Below are 16,853 nucleotides of genomic sequence, written 5' to 3'. Positions count from 1 at the left end.
CCTCCTCCGGGTGGGTCGTCCACGGCTCAGGTCCCACCTGCGAGCGAGTCCTGTCCGGTGAACCGCATCGACCACGGGGTGCGAATTGCACGTGTTTGCCACCCTATAGGCCGAAAGGGTGATCGTGCATGTGGTCAGAGGGGCGGGACCTCGACGACGAAGAACAGGAAGCAGGGACTGGTGGAGAGGGCCTGGAAGTCGTCGGGGAACAGTTCCCGGGCGGCCGGGTCGGGCTGCGGCTCGCTGATGACGGAAAGCCGGAAGCCCGCGGCGGTGAAGGCGGCGGTCATCGCGTGCAGCGACTTGCGCCAGAACCGCATCGTCGATGTCTGTCCCTCGAAGGTCCAGTCGAAGGTGTAGGTGGTGTTTGCGAAGTAGTCGGGCCGGGGCTCGGTGAAGGTGTACGCCACGATGGGATGGTCCACGGAGGCGATGAGCCTGCCGCCGGGTGTGAGCACGCGCCGCATCTCGGCCAGCGTCGGCTCCCAGTCCTCCAGGTAGTGCAGCACCAGCGAGGCGATCACGTCGTCGAAGGCGCCGTCGTCGAACGGCAGGGGGTCCCTGAGGTCGACCCTGTGCAGGGCCACGTCGTCACCGAGCCGCCGGCCGGCCAGCGCCAGCATCCCGGCGCTGGCGTCGATGCCGGTGACCACCGCGCCGCGGTCGCGCAGGGCGGCGGACAGGGCGCCCGAGGCGCAGCCGGCGTGCAGGACGCGACGGCCGGCCACGTCTCCGGCGAGGGCCAGTGTCGCGGGCCGCGCGTAGTACGCGTTGACGAGGTTGTCCTCGGTCGCCGCCGAGTAGCCCTCGGCGATTCTGTCGTAGTCGTTCACCCGCACGGGATCGGCGGGCTGCGGCAGCCTTCCGGGCACATGGGCTACGGATTCATCGGCTACGGGCTCATGGGCTGTGGGCTCATCGGTTGTGGGTTGATCCACTGCGGGCTCCATCGCCGCAGCCTAGTAGTCGCCTGATCGGCCGGCCAGGAGCGGCCGATCGGTGCTTCTCAGGTGCGGCGGTGACCACCGCGGTCCCGCGGAAATCGCGAACTCCCCGTGTGGCCGTGGCGATTCGGGTGCTCGAAGCGAAGTACAGCCGTTCGGCACCGCAGAGAGATCCCGCGCGCGAGGGGACCGTCTCCCCCCAGCGGGGGAGCAACATGCGCACAGACGCCGGGAGATGAGTGACGGATGCCCCCTGCTATCGTGCGCCGATGTCATCGATCAAGCAGGTCCAGATCACCTTCGACTGTGCGGAACCGGAGCGGGTCGCGCGCTTCTGGTGCGAGGTGCTGGGGTACGTCGTCCCGCCGCCGCCGGAGGGGTTCGCCTCGTGGAGCGATTACGATCGCTCGCTGCCGCCTGAGCGGCAGGGGGCGGCTTTCGCGTGCGGTGATCCCAAGGGTGTCGGCCCCCGACTGTTCTTCCAGCGGGTTCCCGAGGGCAAGGTCGTCAAGAACCGGGTACATCTCGACGTGCGGGTCGGCACCGGGCTGGTGGGTGAAGAGCGCCTCGCCGTACTCCAGGCCGAGTGCGATCGGCTGGTCGCGCTCGGCGCGGTCCGCGAGCGAGTGCTCCTCGCCGACGACTACAACGAGTCGTGCATCGTGATGCAGGACGTCGAGGGCAACGAGTTCTGTCTCGACTGAGCCCGCACCCCCGGAGACGGCGAGGTGGGTGCCGTCTTCGGGGGATCAGCACACAGGGCGCGGCCCCTTACAGTTCGGCCATGACGACCCTGATGATCGATGCCGGACCGTCCGCGGCGGATGCGCTGGTGACCCGGACCGGCGGACTGCCCCTGGCCCCGGCCGGTACGGAATGGCCCTGCTGCGCGTCGTGCGAAGGTCCGATGCAGTTCCTCGCCCAGGTTCTTCTGGACGACCGGGTAGAAGGGCCGGGGGAGGGCGGGCGGGGCGTTCTCGCCCTGTTCGCGTGTCAGAACGACCCGGGAATGTGCGCCGATTGGGAGCCGGCCTCCGGCGGGAATCGAGCCTTGCTCTTCCCGGTCGCCGGCCTCGGGCCGCTGACCCGGCCTGACGGCGTCGAAGAGGAAGTGCTCGTGCTGGGCGCCGTACGGGCCGTGGACCTCGAGCGCGGGTACGGGGACGAGTACGAACCGGCCCGCGAGGCGTGGGCGGTGGAAAGCGGACGCTCCGAGTCCTGCGTCCTCGGGCAGCTCGGCGGACGTCCCGCCTGGATACAGGCCGACGAGACGCCGTCCTGTCCCGCGTGCGACCGCACGATGCCCTTGGTCGTCCAGCTCGAGGAAGGGCCGGATCACCGCTCCGCCATGAATTTCGGCGGGGCGGGCAGCGCGTACGCCTTCGCCTGTGAGCCCTGTGGGCGCGCGTCGTTCTTGTGGCAGTGCTGAGACGGCGGTGCTGAGGCGCACGCGGACGAGTCCGCGGTGGTGCGGCTCTACCGGGACGACCCCGGCCGCCGGCTCGGGGGCTGTACCGGGCCGGAGCGGTCCCAGCCGGGGATCAGCTCCTCCCGATGGACGTCCTCTGCGTGCACCTGCTCGCCGCAGGTGTCACAGACCGCGTGGGTGGCGAGTGCGTGGTCCCGGTGGAGGAAGCGCACGGGGGGCGTGGTGACGGCCCAGCGGTCGCCCCAGCCGATGAGCTCGCGGGTGACGCCCGCCAGGTCCCGTCCCGCCTCCGTCAGGTAGTAGCCGTGGTGGCGTGCGTCGTCCGGCAGCGGGCGCCGTTCGAGGACACCGCTCTCCACCAGCGCTTTCAACCGCGCCGCCAGACGGTCGGTGGGGGCGCCGGTGTTCCTGGCGATCTGCCGGAAGCGGTGGTTCCCGAGCATCACCTCGCGGATCGCCGGCAGGGCCCAGCGGTCGCCGACCACTTCCAGGGTGGCGGCGAGCGAGCACGGGCGTCCGTTCATGCCCTGCGGATCGATGTGCTTGTTCACCTAGCCAGTATCACCCTGAGGGGTTTGATTTCCAAACCATCTCATGCTTGGCTTGCGCCATGCCCATGATGCTTCGATTTTCAAAGCACCCTCGCATGGCCACACTGGTCGTCCTGGTTGCCGTCTTCATGACCAACCTGGATCTGTGGATCGTCAACGTCGCGCTTCCGGCCATGGGGACGGCGTTCTCCGGGGGTGGCGCGGGTGCGACCCTCGGTTCGCTGTCCTGGGTCCTCAACGCCTACGCGATCACCCTGGCGGCCCTTCTGGTGGTGGCCGGGCGCGCCGGTGACCGCATGGGGCAGCGGCCGGTCTTCCTCGCCGGGATCGCCGTCTTCACCCTCGCGTCGCTGGGCTGTGCCCTGGCGCCCGACCTGGGGACCCTCGTGGTGGCCCGAGTGGTGCAGGCCGTCGGGGCGGCCGCCCAGATTCCCACGTCCCTCGCCCTGCTGCTCGCGACGGTGCCGGCCGAGCGCCGTACCCACGCCACCCGGAGCTGGGCCGCGGTCGGCGGACTCGCGGCGGCCGCCGGACCCGTCGCCGGTGGTCTCCTGGTCGAGATCGACTGGAGGTGGGTCTTCGCCGTCAACGTGCCCATCGGCATCGCGGCGCTCGTCGCGGGCCGATCGGTCCTGCCGAGGCCGACCACCCGGGAGGCCGGACCGCTCCCGGACCTCCTCGGCGCACTGCTGGTGGTCTCCTCGGTCGCTGCGCTGTCCGGAGCGCTGGTGCAGGCGCCCGACTGGGGCTGGACCAGTGGCGGGACCGTCCTGCTCCTGGCCGTCGCCGTGATCGGCGGCGCCGGGTTCGTCCTCAGGTCCCTGCGTCACCCGCACCCGCTGTTCGAACTGCACCTGCTGCGGCTGCCGCGCTTCGGAGCGGCGAACGCGGGCAGCTTCCTGTTCGGCGTCGCCTTCGCGATCATGCTGCTGTCCAACGTGCTGTGGTGCCAAGAGGTCTGGCACTGGAGCGCGCTGCGTACCGGTGTCGCCCTGGTGCCCGGTCCCGCCCTCGTCCCGGTCGTCACCCTGCTGACCGCCCGCACCGCGCAGCGCTTCGGGCACGGCCCGCTGGTCGCCGCGGGCGGACTGCTGTTCACCGCAGGCATGGTGTGGCGGGCGGGCTTCGCGTCCGTCGACCCGGACTATCTGCGTGACCTGCTGCCGAGCCAGGTGATGACCGGCACCGGTGTCGGGCTGGCCCTCGGCACGCTGGTGGCCGCCGGTGTGCACGCCCTGCCGGGGCACCGCGCGGCGACCGGATCGGCGCTGGTCAACTCCGTCCGTCAGATATCGGCCACGGTCGGCGTCGCCGTCCTCGTCGCGGTGGTCGGTTCGCACGTCGGTGCCGCCTCCCGCCAGGACTTCCGGATCGCCTGGTACGTGGCCGCCGTGCTGAGCCTGGCGACGTCGGTGATCGGCGTGCGCCTCAGCCGCGGCGGCGGCCCGGCCCGGACGGCGCCCGTCGCCGCGAAGGAGTCCGAGGCGGACACACAGGCTCTGGCCTGATCACGCTCACCCACGAGGTTCCGCTTCGGGGAGTTCACGGTCATCCCGAACCACGGCGGCGGCCGAGGTGGACCGCCTTCAAGACCGAGATCGACGGGGTGGTGTGAGGGCGACCGTCGTCGCCCTCGACCTCCTGCGCTGCCGACGCGGCGGGGACGCACCTCAGCCCGAGGGGATAGCTGGGGCCCGTGCGCCGAGCCACTGCTCGGCGCCGTACCTCTCGTACCGCTCCACCTCCGAGAACCCGAGCTTCGCCGCCACCCACACCGCCCGGGAGTTGGCGGTCTGGGTGCGGAGCACCACCGGCTGCTCCGTCGAAGTCGACCACGAAGCAACCGGGGCGGCGGCCGGGTACCTCGGGCACCACGCGTTCGAGCTGCTCACGGGGTCGAGGGCCACCGGTGTAGGCACCCACCTCCGGTGAGGCGAACAGTTCGACGAACGCCGCACGGTCCCGGGCTTCGGACCCGCGCAGCAGGAGCCGTTCGGTCCTCATCGGCGCAGGCGGCCAGAGACCGGGTCCGAGTTCACTCGTGGCGGGCAACCTATCGCAGGGCCTTTGGAGTGAGCCGAGGACGCACCTCAGCGCTCGGTGACATGTGTCGCTTCGGCGAACCTCAACGGAGTGGGCAGCGCACCGGAGTTCAGCTTGGCGGCCAGCTCCCGTGCTCCCTTCTCGGTGAAGCTGCCGGAGATCTGCGCGGTACCGTCGGTGAGCGCCTGGCTGACGAAGGGCGCGGACACCACGCCACCGTCCACGACGATGGCGAACTCGTTCTGCGGCGACTGGTTCTGCGCAAGCCTCGCGGTCGCGTCGGCGAACTTCGCGGCTCCCGCGGCCGTGAAGTCCAGTTGCACCATCCAGCCCGCCCCGTTCGTGCTGTCGTTCACCGCCTTGGCTGATCTGAGTTCGCTGCCCGTGAGAATGGCCGGCCCGAGCAGGTACTTCGAGGGTGGTTGGCCCGCGGAGCGGTCGGTGGCACAGGCGACGGCGGAGCTGTCGGGGCTCGTGTCCTGTTCGGACTCGGAGTGCGTGGACCCGGCGGAGCAGTCCAATGCCCGGAACTTCGCCAGGAGGGAGGCGGACGTACCGTCGGACCCGCCGGAGGCACTGGCCTGCGGGGAACCGGCAGGGTCGGCCCGGAGTGCCCCCGTGGTCGCGCGCCCCTGTGCGGGGCTGGCGCTGGGCCCGGGCGTGGGTGTCCGGGAGCCGGCGGTCTCCTGCGCCAGCACCGGCCGGAAGCGGAGTTGCCCCAGAGCGCCGAGCTTCTGCAACTGCTCGGCCGTATAGGGTCCGACGACGGTGAGGGACGTGCCCTCGGTGGTGACCCGGGTGCCTGTCATCCCGAGAGTGCGGACCCGTTCCCGCACTCGGTCGGCGGTGCGATCCAGTCCGTCCGCGGCCCCGGCCGTCGATGCGGTGAAGGTCACCGACCAGTCGGTGCCGGTGGTGGCCGTCCGGCCGCCGGGCACTGTGCCGGACGGCTTCGCGTCCGGCCGGGACGGGGACGACGCATTCGAGCAGCCGGTCGCGGTGGCCAGGCCCAGGCACAGCAGAACGGTCGCGCTTCTCACGTGAAGGGTATGCACGGTGTGCAGCCTCCCAGCCGTAATGCCGGGTGTGCAGGCAAATGGCCGACTCTCGGGCGGCCCGCTCGGCCAGACGTTAATCTTGTTCGGCCCTGTGGGCCGCCCGGGCCGACGCGAGGGCGCGGTGAGACTGCACAATCATTCTGTGACGGGTGGGGACGAGCAGGCGCAGGTACTCCGGTACGACCGAGGGGCGGAGGACGACGACCGCCGACGGTCGCGGCGTGGCCCGATCCTGCTCACCACTCTGGCCGTCCCGGCCGTCGGAGCCGCCGGTTTCCAGGCGAGCTCGCTGCGGGCCGGACAGGGCGGAAACGGCATCCTGCACCTGGTGGTGGTCGTCGCCCTGCTCCTCATCGCCTTCGTGGTGCTGGCACTTGGCATCATCTGGGCCATCAACACCGTCGCGTCCCTGATCGGCGGGATCGCCGCCGGTCGGCGCAGGGCGCGCAAAGACGTCACTCGCTAGCCCGGTCCCGCCCGACGACGCACCGGACCTGCCCTTACCCAACGCCGTTCATTTCAGGCCGAACTGACCAAGGCTCAGTGACTTACGGCCCCATCATGGGTACATACCATGCCATGGGCGTACATTTCATCACAGGTGCCGGTTCGGGTATCGGGGCGGCCCTGGCCGCGGCTTTCGCGGCCAGGGGTGAGGAGTTGTGGCTGCTGGCGCGTAACGAGGAGCGGGCGCGGGTACTGCGGGCCAGGTTTCCCCGCAGCCGGACACCGGTGGCGGACCTGGCCGCCACGGGGTCGCTCGGCGGTGGGCTGACCGAGCAGGAACTGCCCGCTCGGCTCGACTCGTTGATCCATGTCGCCGGCGTCGCGGAGTCCGGGACGGTCGCGGCACTCGGGGCGGACGTCTGGCAGGACACGCTCGCGGTCAACGTGGCCGCACCGGCGGAACTCACCCGGCTGCTGCTTCCCGCACTGCGCGCGGCACGCGGTCACGTCGTGTTCATGAACTCCGGTGCGGGTCTGCACGCGCCGCCACGATTGAGTGCCTACGCGGCGTCGAAGTTCGCGCTGAAGGCACTCGCCGAGTCGCTCAGAGCCGAGGAGTACGGCAGCGGGATCCGGGTCACCACCGTCTACCCGGGCGAGACCGACACCCCGATGCAGGTCCGCCTGCACGAGCAGTTCGGCCTCCCTTACGACCCCGAAGCCCATATGAGCCCGGATTCCGTCGCCGCCGCCGTGCTCACGGCGCTGGATCTGCCGAGGGACACGACGATGAGCGATCTGATGCTGAGGCCGGGGCGCTGACCGCGCGGCCGGTGTTCCCGGGACACGCCTCGTCCGTCCCGGGAACCCCGGTGTCCCAGTGACCGACCAGATCGGCGTAGAGGGGCGCGGACGCCAGTAGCGCGTCATGGGTACCGGTGAGCGGCCGTACGCCGTCCAGGAGCAGCACCCGGTCCGCCCGGCGGGCCGGAGCGATCCGGTGGGCGATCGTCACCACCGTCCCCGGCCGGCGCCGGAACGCCTGCTCGACGCGGTGTTCGGCCACCGCGTCGAGGTGGCGGGTCGCCTCGTCGAGGATGACCAGTCTGGCTGGGGACAGGTAGGCCCGGGCCAGGGCGATCAACTCCGCTTCGCCCGAGGACAGTTCGGCCGGGGTGAGGATCGCGTCGAGGCCGCCGAGCCGCTGCACCGTACGAGCCATACCGAGCTGCTCGACGGCCGCGGCGACGGCGTCGTCGGGAGTGTCCGGGGCGAGGTAGCACAGGTTCTCCCGTACCGATCCGGCGAAGACGTAGGGATCCTGGGGCAGAAGCACCCGGGCTCGGTGCAGATCGCCGCGCGCGATGTGCTCCAGGGGGACGCCGCCGAGCAGGACCTGTCCGCGGTCGGGGGCCAGTATTCCGGCGAGGACGTCCGCCATCGTGGACTTGCCGATCCCGGAAGGGCCGACGACGGCCAGGTGGTCGCCGTCGGCGAGCGAGAGGTCGAGCCCGTCGAGCACCGGTTGCGCGTCCGGCCCGTACGCGAAGGTGAGGTCCGACAGTTCCGCCGAACCGTCCACGGGCGTCCGTGCGGGCTGCGGATCGGTGCCCGGCGCGGGATGCCGTGAGGCCGCTGACAGGCGCTCGGCGGCCACGGCGAGGCGCAGCCAGGAGGCGCCGACGCCTTGGATCAGCAGGCGGACAGCGGGTTCGAGGGTGGCCAGCACATAGGCGACCACGCCCACGACGTCGCCGGACGTCATACCGTGCCGCACCAGGGTCGGAGCGGCGAGGACTATCAGCAGGAGCGGGGCGTGGGCGCCCAGTGCCACGATCATCCTGCGTACCGCCGCCAGCCGCGCGAGGGCCCGCGACGCTCGCAGGTGGGCGTCGATCGCGTCCAGCATCTCGCGTTCCGCCTTCTCCGCGGCGCCGCACGCGACGAGGTCGCGCAGCGCGTGCAGGGTCGAGACGGTGCGGTGGGCCAGGACCTCCTCCGCGACGAACGCGGTGCGCTGCCTGCGGACGGTCGCGGGGGCCAGGACGGCGAACACGGTCAGGGCGAGCACCAGCGGTGCGGCGACGAGGGGGACCGCGCCCGGGGCGATGGCGGCGGTGCCGGCCACGACCGCGGCCACGGTGAGGACGAACTGCCACACGAGCATCAGCTGACCGGCGAGCGAGTCACGGACCGCCTCCACCTGGCGGGTGAGCTGGGCGACCGCGACGGCGGCGGAGTCGTCCCGCCGCCGGGGGCCCCGTGCCACCGCTCGGCGCAGGGTCCCCGTGACGACGTCGCGCAGCAGGCGGTCGCGCTGGGGTTCCACGATCTCGGCCAGCGACGGGTAGGTCTGCCGGCTCGCCCAGGCCCCGGCGAGGGTCACCAGGGCGAACACACCGAGCCACAGCGCCGCCGTCCTCGGCCGGTGCAGGAGGAAGCCGTGGTCGACGGCCAGGGCGAGCGTCTTGCCGGCGACCAGTGCGGGCGCGGCGTGGAGCAGTGTCCACAGGGTCAGGCGCACGGCAGCGGCTCGGCTGTGCGACAGACTGCCCCGGACCAGGCGCATCGCGCTGTCCGTGAGGTCGGCGGGTGGTCGGGCGGTCCGGTCGGTTTCCGGCTGGGGGTGCGGTGCGTCGGCCGTGGGGTCGCCCACTGGCGGTCTCCTTTCGTCCGGTCGCGTCCGCCGTCCGCCGCCGCGGAGACGGTGCGCCGCTGCACGCGGTGACGGTGCGTCAGTCGTCGCCGTCGCGGAACACGCTTCGGTAGGCAGGGAGTTCCCACAGTTCGTCGTGGTGGGCGAATGCCCGGATGCGCCCCTCGTCGAGCCATGCCACGGCATCGGCGCGGGCGGCCGTCGAGGCGCGGCGGGTCACCATCAGCCGGGTGCGGTCCCGGTGGGTCACGGCCATCGCCCCGAGGACCAGGGCCTCGGTGGTGGTGTCGAGACTCGACGTCGCGTCGTCGAGGACGAGCAGCCGGCTGTCGCGTGCCAAGGCCCGTGCCAGGCCGAGCCGTTGACGCTCACCGCCCGACAGCGGAGCCTCCGGCAGCGGAGTCAGGTAGGTCTCGGGCAGCCGGCTGACGAAGGTGTCCGCCTGTGCCGTGCGGGCCGCGGCGCGCACGCGGTCGGCGGCGACCGGGTCCGCAGCGAGAGCCACGGCGTCCTGCACCGTGTCCCCGGTCAGCGCCGGGTCGGCGAAGGCGAAGGCGACGGCGGTCCGCAGCCGGTCGGGCCGGATGTCGTCCATGGGGACGCCGTCGAGCAGGGCGAGGCCCGTGTCGGGGACCAGGAGTCCGCCGGCCACGGCGGTGAGCAGCGAGGTGCCCGCGCCGGAGCGACCGACGAGTGCGACGAAACTCCCGGCCGGGAGCGTGAGGTCCAGCCCGTCCAGGACGGCACGGCCGGACCGGCGCACGGTCACCCCGCGCAGTTCGAGGAGTCCCGGGCCCGGCGGCAGATCGCGTGTGCCCGGCGGCTGGACGGGCGTGGCGAGCACGTCGGCGACACGGTCGCGGCCCGCGCGGGCCCGCGCGTAGTCCAGCAGACTCTGTGCCGTACCGAACCCGCCGAGGCCGATGGTGGCGTAACCGAGCGCGGCGATCAGGCCGCCCGGGCTCAGCCGTCCGACGGACAACTCGTACCCGGCGCTGGCGAGCACGGTGATCTGCGTGGCCGGGGCGAGGAGTCCGGTGGCCCAGGCCACGCGGCGCTGGCTGTCCCACAGGGCGCGCCCGCACCGGGAGAGCTCGGGCACAGGACCCATGACCCGCGCGATCTCCTGGTCGACCGTGCCGGCGGCCGCGATGGTACGGCTGCCCGTGAGCGCGTCCACCAGCCGTGCCGCCACCTCTCCCTGCGCGCGCTGGTAGCCGGCGCCCTGCTGTGTCGTACGCCGGAGATGGCGTCGCACCAGCACATAGCCCGCCGGTGCGGTGACGAGGAAGGCGGCGGCGAGTTCCGGGGCGAGCAGGCCCAACGCGACCACGGCGCCGACGGCCATGAGGAGTTGGGCGGCCGCGTACACCACCGCCTGTGTGGCGAGGGCCGCCTCCGCGCCGCTTCCGGTGAGCCGCGCCACCAGGTCGCCCGGTGCGGTCCGGCCCGGCGGAAACGCACCGGCCGCCATGACGCGCCGTACCATCGCGCGGCGCAGGCGTGCCGTCTCGTCGGCCGTGGCACGCGGACCGGCGTACTGCGCCGTCGCCTCGGCGGAGGTGAGCAGAACGAGGACGGCGGCCAGCGGCAGGAAGCCCGTGCCGGTGCCGTCGGACAGGGCCTGGTCGACGGCTCGCGCGAGCACCGCGGGCAGGGCCAGGCTCGCCAGCGAACCGGTCGTCACCGCCAGTGCCAGCAGGGTGGGCCACAGCCAGGAACGTGCTCCGGGCGTGCGGCGGAACCGGTCCGACCGGCCCGACTCGCCCACCCGGCCCTTGCCGGGTCCAGGGGCCCGCTCGCCACGGCGGTCGCGGTCGCTGTCCATGCATGCCTCCTCGGTGGGCCGGCCGGAACGGGTCCGGACACGAGACGGAGCCGGTCCGGGCTGCGATGCAGTCCGGACCGGCCGTGCTACCCGGGTCAGTCGGCGGCGCCTGTGGCTGACCCGGTCGCGTCCACTAGAGGCAGAGCAGGGTGCTGACGGTGCTGTTGGTGCAGTTGACCGCGCTCAGCGAGCTGATCACCGACATGTACTCGGTGGTCTCTTCGGGGGTCTCCAGTGCCTGCAGGCCGAGGATCGACATGTTGCTCTCCCATCGCATGGTGTGGTGCTCCTGCTTTCCGGCGATCGCCGGAAACCTGTGGACCGCGGTGCGGTCGTCGCGGCGGGCCGCCGCTGTCTTGCGTGGATCAGTCGCTCAGGGCGCCTGCAGGACCGGGGCGGACGCCGGCTTGTCGGCCCGCTCAGCGGTCAGGAAGGGAAGGGCCGGGGTGTCGGCGAGCGCCGAGCCCAGCGCCAGGAGGATGCCGGCCGAGCCGGTGGCCAGGTCCATGGACAGCCGAAGCAGCTGCTCGCCGGGGAAAGCGACGTGGCCCTGGTAGGGGATGAGATGCCAGGCGAGCCGCCGGATGTGCCGTCGGATGACCTGGCCGTGGACCTCGGTTCCGTCCTGCAGCGTGTGCAGCAGCGAGATCAGTCCGGCACGGCCGTTGAACAGCCCCGGCTGGACGATGAACTCGGGTTCCGCGGCAAGGCGGATTCGTTCGACGTGCTGCCGCAGCTCCGGGTCCGGACGGTGGCGCAGGAAGTCGTGGAGCACGGCGGCGATGCCGGCGCTGCCCGATTCGAGGTACGGCAGCACCCGGGTGCCGTCGTCGACCTGCAGGGTTCCGTCGTCGGTCAGGACGCAGTGGGCGAGGTCCTGCTCCAGCGCCTGTTCCGCGAGATCGAGCAGGCCGGTGTCGGCGGTGCTCTCGTAGAGGCGGAGGAAGAACAGGGCGGCGCCGGTGGTGCCGTACATGAGCCCGGTGCGCCGGCCGGGTGTCGGATCACCGCTCGCGTCGGCCGGCTTCAGACGTGCGGCGAGGCGTTCGGCGGTGTCCAGCGCGGCGGAGTGCAGGAGGCTGTCGCCGGTCGTGCCGGCGAAGTGCAGCAGGGTCAGGCCGATTCCGGGGAGACCGCCCGCGAGATCGGTGCCGTGGCCGTCCGGGGGATCCTGGAGCAGACGGTCCAGGAGGCGCTGCGCCTGCGGGGCGTGGCCCAGGCGGTCCAGGGCGTAGGCCACGCCGTGGGAACCGATGAACAGTCCGGGCCGGCACGGCTCGCGGGGGACGGCGTCCAGGAGCCACTGGAGGTGGTCCGGATCGACCTCGGCGCCGGTGGAGTGCAGGGCCCACAGGACTCCTGCCGCGCCGTAGGCGAGCCCCAGCCCGTCGTGGGTGAACTGGGCGGGGTCGCCCGGGAACAGGCGGTCGGTGCGTTCGGGGGTCGCGCTGGCGTGGATGGCCGCTGTCATGGAGTCGCGCAGGGCGGGCCACATCGCGCTGTCGCCGCGGAGGAGGGCGGTGAGTCCGGCGCGCTCAGGGTCCCCGGGGGGATCGGGGAGGTGTGGGGAGGGAAGCTGGAACCGGCCGGCCGCGGCCGAGGTGAGTTCGGCTCTCTTCCCGGGATCCAGCGAGGTCAGCTGCATCAGCGGCATGTAGATCCAGAGCCGGAGCGCGTCGAGGGCGTATGCGTCCACGGCGAACCCCTCGAGCTCCGGAGGCGCCGCGAAGCCGGCCGCTCCCAGGGCGGGTCTGACGAACTCCGCGGCCAGTGAGGCGAGTTCGAAGTCGATGAACGTCACCCGGCCGTCAGGGCCGACGATCAGGTTGCGTGGGTGCAGGTCCCCGAAGACGACGCCGCGCTCGTGGATGGCGCGCAGGCCTTCCTCGATGCTCGCCAGGACGGCTTGTGCCTCCTCGCGGTACCGGATGACCGTTTCCTCGTCCGGATCGGGGTGGACCAAGGGGTAGCGCTGCCCGAACCAGCGGTTCAGGGGCTCCCCCTGCACGTACTCCTGCACCAGGAAGTGGTGTTCCCACGCCGTCAGGTAGTCGAGTGCCGCGGGTACCGCGGACAGTCCCGCCAGCCGGTCGAGGATGTCGCGCTCCCGGCCGAGTCTGAGCACCGCGTCGTCGCCGCGCTGGTCGAGGCCGGCGTGCGGCCGCGCCTCCTTCAGGACCACGTGGTCGCCGCCGCCGACGGGCCGGCCGACATAGATGCCCCCGCCGTTGGAGAAGTGCAGCGCACGTTCCACCGTGTACGGGAAGTCCGCCATGCTCGCCCGGCTCTGATCGGCGAGGGCCTGGGCGAGGACCGCCGGCACGGGGGCCCAGTCGGGCACTTCGAACACGGCGCGCCGTACGTCCGGGCGGAGGCGGCCCGACGGCTCGCGGAAGGCGAGCACGAGCTCCCCGGTCTCCGAGCGGCAGAACTGCTCGGTGAACCCGCCGTAGCGCAAGTGGAGCGGTCCCTCGCGCCAGCGTAAGTCGCTGAGGATGTACGGCCCTTGCTGTCCGGTCAGTGCCGCGCCGAGGTCGTGCAGACATCGCTCCAGTGCGTCGTCGCCGACCGGGTACAGCGTCATGAACTTGCCGCTCGAACCGCGCGAGGCGTACTTCGCGTTCTGCGTCTGCACCAGTGCGGGGCTGCGCAGGAACTTGAACGCCATCCGGTTCCCGAAGCAGTACGCGCTGACGACGGAGAGGATGTGCTCGGCGTTGTCCAGGCATGCGGACACATGGATCTTCCAGCCCTGTTCGGGCAGGTCGAGGTCCGCCGGCTGACGGCCCACCCATACGTCCCTCGCCCTGCCCACCCAGCCGTCGGGTAAGGGCTCGCCGGCGGCGGCGAACTCCTCGACGGTGGCCCAGCGGACAGGCGAGTCGTAGAACAGCTTGTCGGCGTATGAGTACGCCTCATAACGCATGTCCATGGCGACCCCCGATGTGACGAGCTCTCGCGACCACATTCATCGCGAATGACGTTCCCGGTCGCGGACGCCTCCACCGTGTGGTGGCTTCGCCGCTCGCGGCCTCTGATGTGAAGGTAGGGGAGGGGAACCGTGAGGGACAGGGCGCGCGCAATGTACGGAGAGGGGGCGCGAGGCCCGCACTCAAAAAGGAAGTGTATGTAAATGCGCCCGTATACTTATTCGAGAGCTGTTTTTAGGATTGGCCCACCGGTATTCCTGCGCGACGTCGGGCATCAGGCGCCACACCAGCGGTCCCGGCTTGACCCTGACACGGTGACAAGCCTTTGACTGCCTGGCCGAAGGAGGTGGTCGCAGATGGCGATCAGCACACAGGAGCCCGACGCGGAACGAGCCCTCCAGGGACTGGAGGACGGTCGTGCGTCCGTGCGTCTGCGGGCCGCTCTGGCGCTGGGCACGGCGCCCGAACCGCGCTTCGTGGACAAGCTCGTCCAACGGAGTGCGGTCGAGCCCGAGTTCTTCGTCCGTGACATGCTGACGTGGGCACTCACCCGCCACCCGGTGGACACGACACTGCCCGCACTGCTGCGCGAAGTCCGCGCCAAGTCCGCGCAGGCAAGGAGCCAGGCCCTGCACACGCTGTCCAAGATCGGGGACCCCCGGGCATGGCCGGCGATCACCCCGACGCTGCTCTCCGACCCGGACATCGAGGTGGCGCGGAGCGCCTGGCGGGCCGCGGCTGTCCTCGTCCCGGAAGGGGAGGAACACGCCTTGGCCACGGTGTTGGTCACCCAGCTCGGGCGTGGCGGACGGGAGACACACCTGAGTCTCAGCAGGGCGCTGGTCGCGCTCGGGGATGTGCCTCCGCTGCTGGCCGCGACGACGGCTCCCGATCCCGTCGTCCGCGCGCACGCGCTCGCCACGCGCCGGCTGCTGCGCGACCCCGACGCCGGATTCGCGTGCGCGATCGAGGAGGCCAAGCGCGTGGTGGCCCTCGGCGGGCCCGGCCAGGAGGGACGACAGGCGTGCTGATCGGTGAGGTGGCGCGGCGCTCCGGGGTGAGTGCCCGCATGCTCCGGCACTACGAGTCGCTCGGGTTGGTGCGTCCTTCGGGGCGTACCGTCTCCGGCTACCGGGAGTACTCCGGGGAGGACATCCAGCGGATCTTCCACGTCGAGAGCCTGCGCTCGCTCGGACTGTCGCTGCGGGAGATCGGGCGGGCGCTCGACGATCCCGGCTTCACGCCCCCGGCGCTGGTGGAGGACCTCATCGGCCGGACACGCGAACGCATCGCGGCGGAGACCGAGCTGCTCACCCGGCTGTGCAGGATCGACGCCACGGACCCCACGGGCTGGGAGGACGTCCTCCAGGTCGTCGCGCTCCTCCAGGCACTGGAGTCGACGAGCGCCGGCACACGCCAGCGCGCGGCCCTGTCCTCCGCCCACGACGTCACGGTGCCGGTGGAGGCACTGGTCGAGGCGGCACTCGGTGAGTCGGACGCGAACGTCGCCGGAGCCCTTCGGTGGGCGTTGGCTCGCACGGGAGATCCGGGCTCCGCGCTGCTGGCGGAAGGGCTCGGGTCACCGGTGGCCGCGGTACGGGAACGTGCCGTGCGGGCCCTGGCCGAGATTCCCGGTGACGAGACCACCACACGCCTGCGGGACGCTCTCGCGAACCATGATGTCGTGGTCCGCCGGTACGCGGCCCTGGCGCTCGGGACACGCGGCGTGGCCGACGCGGTCCCGACGCTCGTCGACATGGTGGTCGACGGGAGCAACGACACCGACGCGGCCGACGCGTTGAGCGTGCTGGCCGGTGACACCGGGACGGCCGACCGGATCGCGAGCGCACTCGTCGACCTCCTCACGCACGGGACCACCGGGGCGCCTGCACGCGGGCGGCTGACCCAGGCCCTGGCCGGCATCCCAGGGACGAGGGCGTCAACCGCCCTCGCGGAGCTGTCACATGACCCGGACCGCGCCGTGGCGCTGACCGCCGCGTACGTCCTTCGGCTGCGCGGTGACATGGGAGGTGACATGCGGACGGTTCAGCCGGCGAGCAGGAGCAGGGCCTTCTCGGAGGGCGATCCGGGTTCGACGGTGTACAGACCGAGCGTCTGATCGTCATCGCCCAGCGGGGTGAACACCTCGAACCCGAGGGTCAGGTCCCCTGCCAGCGGATGACGGTACCGCTGGACGCCGTACCGGGGCAGGTACACCTCAGGGCCGGCCCACCAGCCGCGGAAGTCCCGGTCGTCGGCGGACAGATCACTCACCAGCTGGTCGAGCGTCGGGTCGTGCGGGTGGTGGCCGGCGTACAGGCGCAGCATGCCCACGATCTCGCGGGCCGTCTCGGCCCAGTCGACACACAGCTCACGGGCGGCCTCGCTGAGGAACATGTAGCGAGCCATGTTCCACTCCTCGGCCGGACGGCCGTCGAAGTCGAGATGGAGGGCGCGGGCCAGGCGGTTCGTGGCCAGGACGTCCAGCCGATGGCCGAGCAGCAGTGCCGGTACGTCGCTGATGTTGTCCAGCGCCCGCACCAGTCCGAGCCGGGCCTGCTGCTCCACCACGGCGTGGGGGCGCTGTCGCACACCTTCGACCAGCGCGAACAGGTGGTCACGCTCCGTGTCGTCCAGTTGCAGCGCGCGAGCCACGGCCCGCAGGACGGAGGGGGAGACACCCGCGCCGCGCCCGGCCTCCAGCCGGACGTAGTAGTCCGCGCTCACGCCGGCCAGCTGGGCGACCTCCTCGCGCCGCAGGCCCGGTGACCGGGGCAAGCCCGGGTGTGCGGGAAGTCCTGTCTGCTCCGGCGTGAGGCGTGCCCGGCGGGTCCGAAGGAACTCCCGGAGAGCGGTCTCAGGCGCAAGCTCACTCACGCTCTCAGGCTAACGGAGGGGTGGTGGGCACCGCCCGTCAATGCCACCCGGCCGACACGGGGCGCCAGTCCCGTACCGGCGGCACGGCCG

At 71.8% G+C, this 16,853-nt stretch carries 15 protein-coding genes and 1 pseudogene; 7 read left to right on the top strand and 9 right to left on the bottom strand.

The genetic code is table 11. The annotated features are described in order from the left end of the window. Window positions 1–134 precede the first annotated feature (134 nt). Window positions 135–872: a class I SAM-dependent methyltransferase gene (locus N8I86_RS01655; protein ID WP_263276862.1), complete on the bottom strand. Its 738-nt coding sequence runs from the start codon at window positions 870–872 to the stop codon at window positions 135–137. Between the two features lie 341 nt (window positions 873–1,213). Here N8I86_RS01655 and N8I86_RS01650 point away from each other — a divergent pair, with 341 nt between their 5' ends. Both N8I86_RS01650 and N8I86_RS01645 read left to right on the top strand, forming a co-directional pair. Beyond that, window positions 1,214–1,648 (top strand): VOC family protein, encoded by a 435-nt coding sequence (locus N8I86_RS01650; RefSeq protein ID WP_073896228.1) that lies wholly within the window; start codon window positions 1,214–1,216, stop codon window positions 1,646–1,648. An 80-nt stretch (window positions 1,649–1,728) separates the two neighbouring features. Beyond that, window positions 1,729–2,373, top strand: coding sequence for a DUF1963 domain-containing protein (locus N8I86_RS01645; RefSeq protein WP_073896231.1), 645 nt, complete (start codon window positions 1,729–1,731; stop codon window positions 2,371–2,373). A 47-nt stretch (window positions 2,374–2,420) separates the two neighbouring features. Here the strand turns inward: N8I86_RS01645 and N8I86_RS01640 are convergent, their stop codons facing one another. After that, complete coding sequence (locus N8I86_RS01640) at window positions 2,421–2,924, bottom strand: winged helix-turn-helix transcriptional regulator (RefSeq protein ID WP_263276861.1); 504 nt, start codon at window positions 2,922–2,924, stop codon at window positions 2,421–2,423. A gap of 95 nt (window positions 2,925–3,019) precedes the next feature. Between N8I86_RS01640 and N8I86_RS01635 the strand changes: the two genes are divergently transcribed. Beyond that, window positions 3,020–4,432, top strand: coding sequence for an MFS transporter (locus tag N8I86_RS01635; RefSeq protein ID WP_263276860.1), 1,413 nt, complete (start codon window positions 3,020–3,022; stop codon window positions 4,430–4,432). Between the two features lie 162 nt (window positions 4,433–4,594). On the opposite strand, the pseudogene N8I86_RS01630 reads toward N8I86_RS01635, so the two are convergent. After that, window positions 4,595–4,928: pseudogene (locus N8I86_RS01630) on the bottom strand (hypothetical protein). An 86-nt stretch (window positions 4,929–5,014) separates the two neighbouring features. Further along, window positions 5,015–6,007: a SecDF P1 head subdomain-containing protein gene (locus N8I86_RS01625; protein WP_263276859.1), complete on the bottom strand. Its 993-nt coding sequence runs from the start codon at window positions 6,005–6,007 to the stop codon at window positions 5,015–5,017. Window positions 6,008–6,167: 160 nt separating this feature from the next. On the opposite strand from N8I86_RS01625, the gene N8I86_RS01620 reads away from it, so the two are divergent. After that, window positions 6,168–6,491, top strand: coding sequence for a hypothetical protein (locus tag N8I86_RS01620; protein WP_263276858.1), 324 nt, complete (start codon window positions 6,168–6,170; stop codon window positions 6,489–6,491). 113 nt (window positions 6,492–6,604) lie between these two features. Then, complete coding sequence (locus N8I86_RS01615) at window positions 6,605–7,294, top strand: SDR family oxidoreductase (protein WP_263276857.1); 690 nt, start codon at window positions 6,605–6,607, stop codon at window positions 7,292–7,294. On the opposite strand, the gene N8I86_RS01610 is transcribed toward N8I86_RS01615, so the two are convergent. From N8I86_RS01610 to lanKC, 4 genes are all read right to left on the bottom strand, one after another. Next, window positions 7,230–9,128, bottom strand: coding sequence for an ATP-binding cassette domain-containing protein (locus tag N8I86_RS01610; protein WP_263276856.1), 1,899 nt, complete (start codon window positions 9,126–9,128; stop codon window positions 7,230–7,232). The genes N8I86_RS01615 and N8I86_RS01610 overlap by 65 nt on opposite strands. A 79-nt stretch (window positions 9,129–9,207) precedes the next feature. Beyond that, window positions 9,208–10,956: an ABC transporter ATP-binding protein gene (locus N8I86_RS01605; protein WP_263276855.1), complete on the bottom strand. Its 1,749-nt coding sequence runs from the start codon at window positions 10,954–10,956 to the stop codon at window positions 9,208–9,210. Window positions 10,957–11,089: 133 nt separating this feature from the next. After that, the gene (locus N8I86_RS01600; RefSeq protein WP_241841109.1) at window positions 11,090–11,233 is read right to left on the bottom strand and encodes a SapB/AmfS family lanthipeptide; all 144 of its coding nucleotides are present in this window, start codon (window positions 11,231–11,233) and stop codon (window positions 11,090–11,092) included. A gap of 96 nt (window positions 11,234–11,329) precedes the next feature. Then, window positions 11,330–13,888, bottom strand: coding sequence for a class III lanthionine synthetase LanKC (lanKC, locus tag N8I86_RS01595; protein WP_263276854.1), 2,559 nt, complete (start codon window positions 13,886–13,888; stop codon window positions 11,330–11,332). Between the two features lie 354 nt (window positions 13,889–14,242). Here lanKC and N8I86_RS01590 point away from each other — a divergent pair, with 354 nt between their 5' ends. Both N8I86_RS01590 and N8I86_RS01585 read left to right on the top strand, forming a co-directional pair. Next, entirely contained in the window at window positions 14,243–14,917 is a 675-nt protein-coding gene (locus tag N8I86_RS01590; RefSeq protein ID WP_263276853.1) for a HEAT repeat domain-containing protein, read from the top strand. Further along, a complete protein-coding gene (locus N8I86_RS01585; RefSeq protein WP_123439286.1) occupies window positions 14,911–16,005 on the top strand; it encodes a HEAT repeat domain-containing protein in 1,095 nt (364 codons plus the stop codon). The genes N8I86_RS01590 and N8I86_RS01585 overlap by 7 nt, the downstream gene beginning before the upstream one ends. On the opposite strand, the gene N8I86_RS01580 is transcribed toward N8I86_RS01585, so the two are convergent. Continuing rightward, on the bottom strand, window positions 15,933–16,763 hold the full coding sequence (locus N8I86_RS01580) for a helix-turn-helix transcriptional regulator (RefSeq protein ID WP_263276852.1): 831 nt from the start codon (window positions 16,761–16,763) through the stop codon (window positions 15,933–15,935). The genes N8I86_RS01585 and N8I86_RS01580 overlap by 73 nt on opposite strands. Window positions 16,764–16,853: the final 90 nt, after the last annotated feature.

Source organism: Streptomyces albidicamelliae (genome assembly GCF_025642175.1).
In the GTDB taxonomy this organism is placed as follows: domain Bacteria; phylum Actinomycetota; class Actinomycetes; order Streptomycetales; family Streptomycetaceae; genus Streptomyces; species Streptomyces albidocamelliae.
The sequence above is the reverse complement of the archived record's forward strand: the minus strand, read 5'-3'. Positions and strand labels throughout refer to the sequence as shown.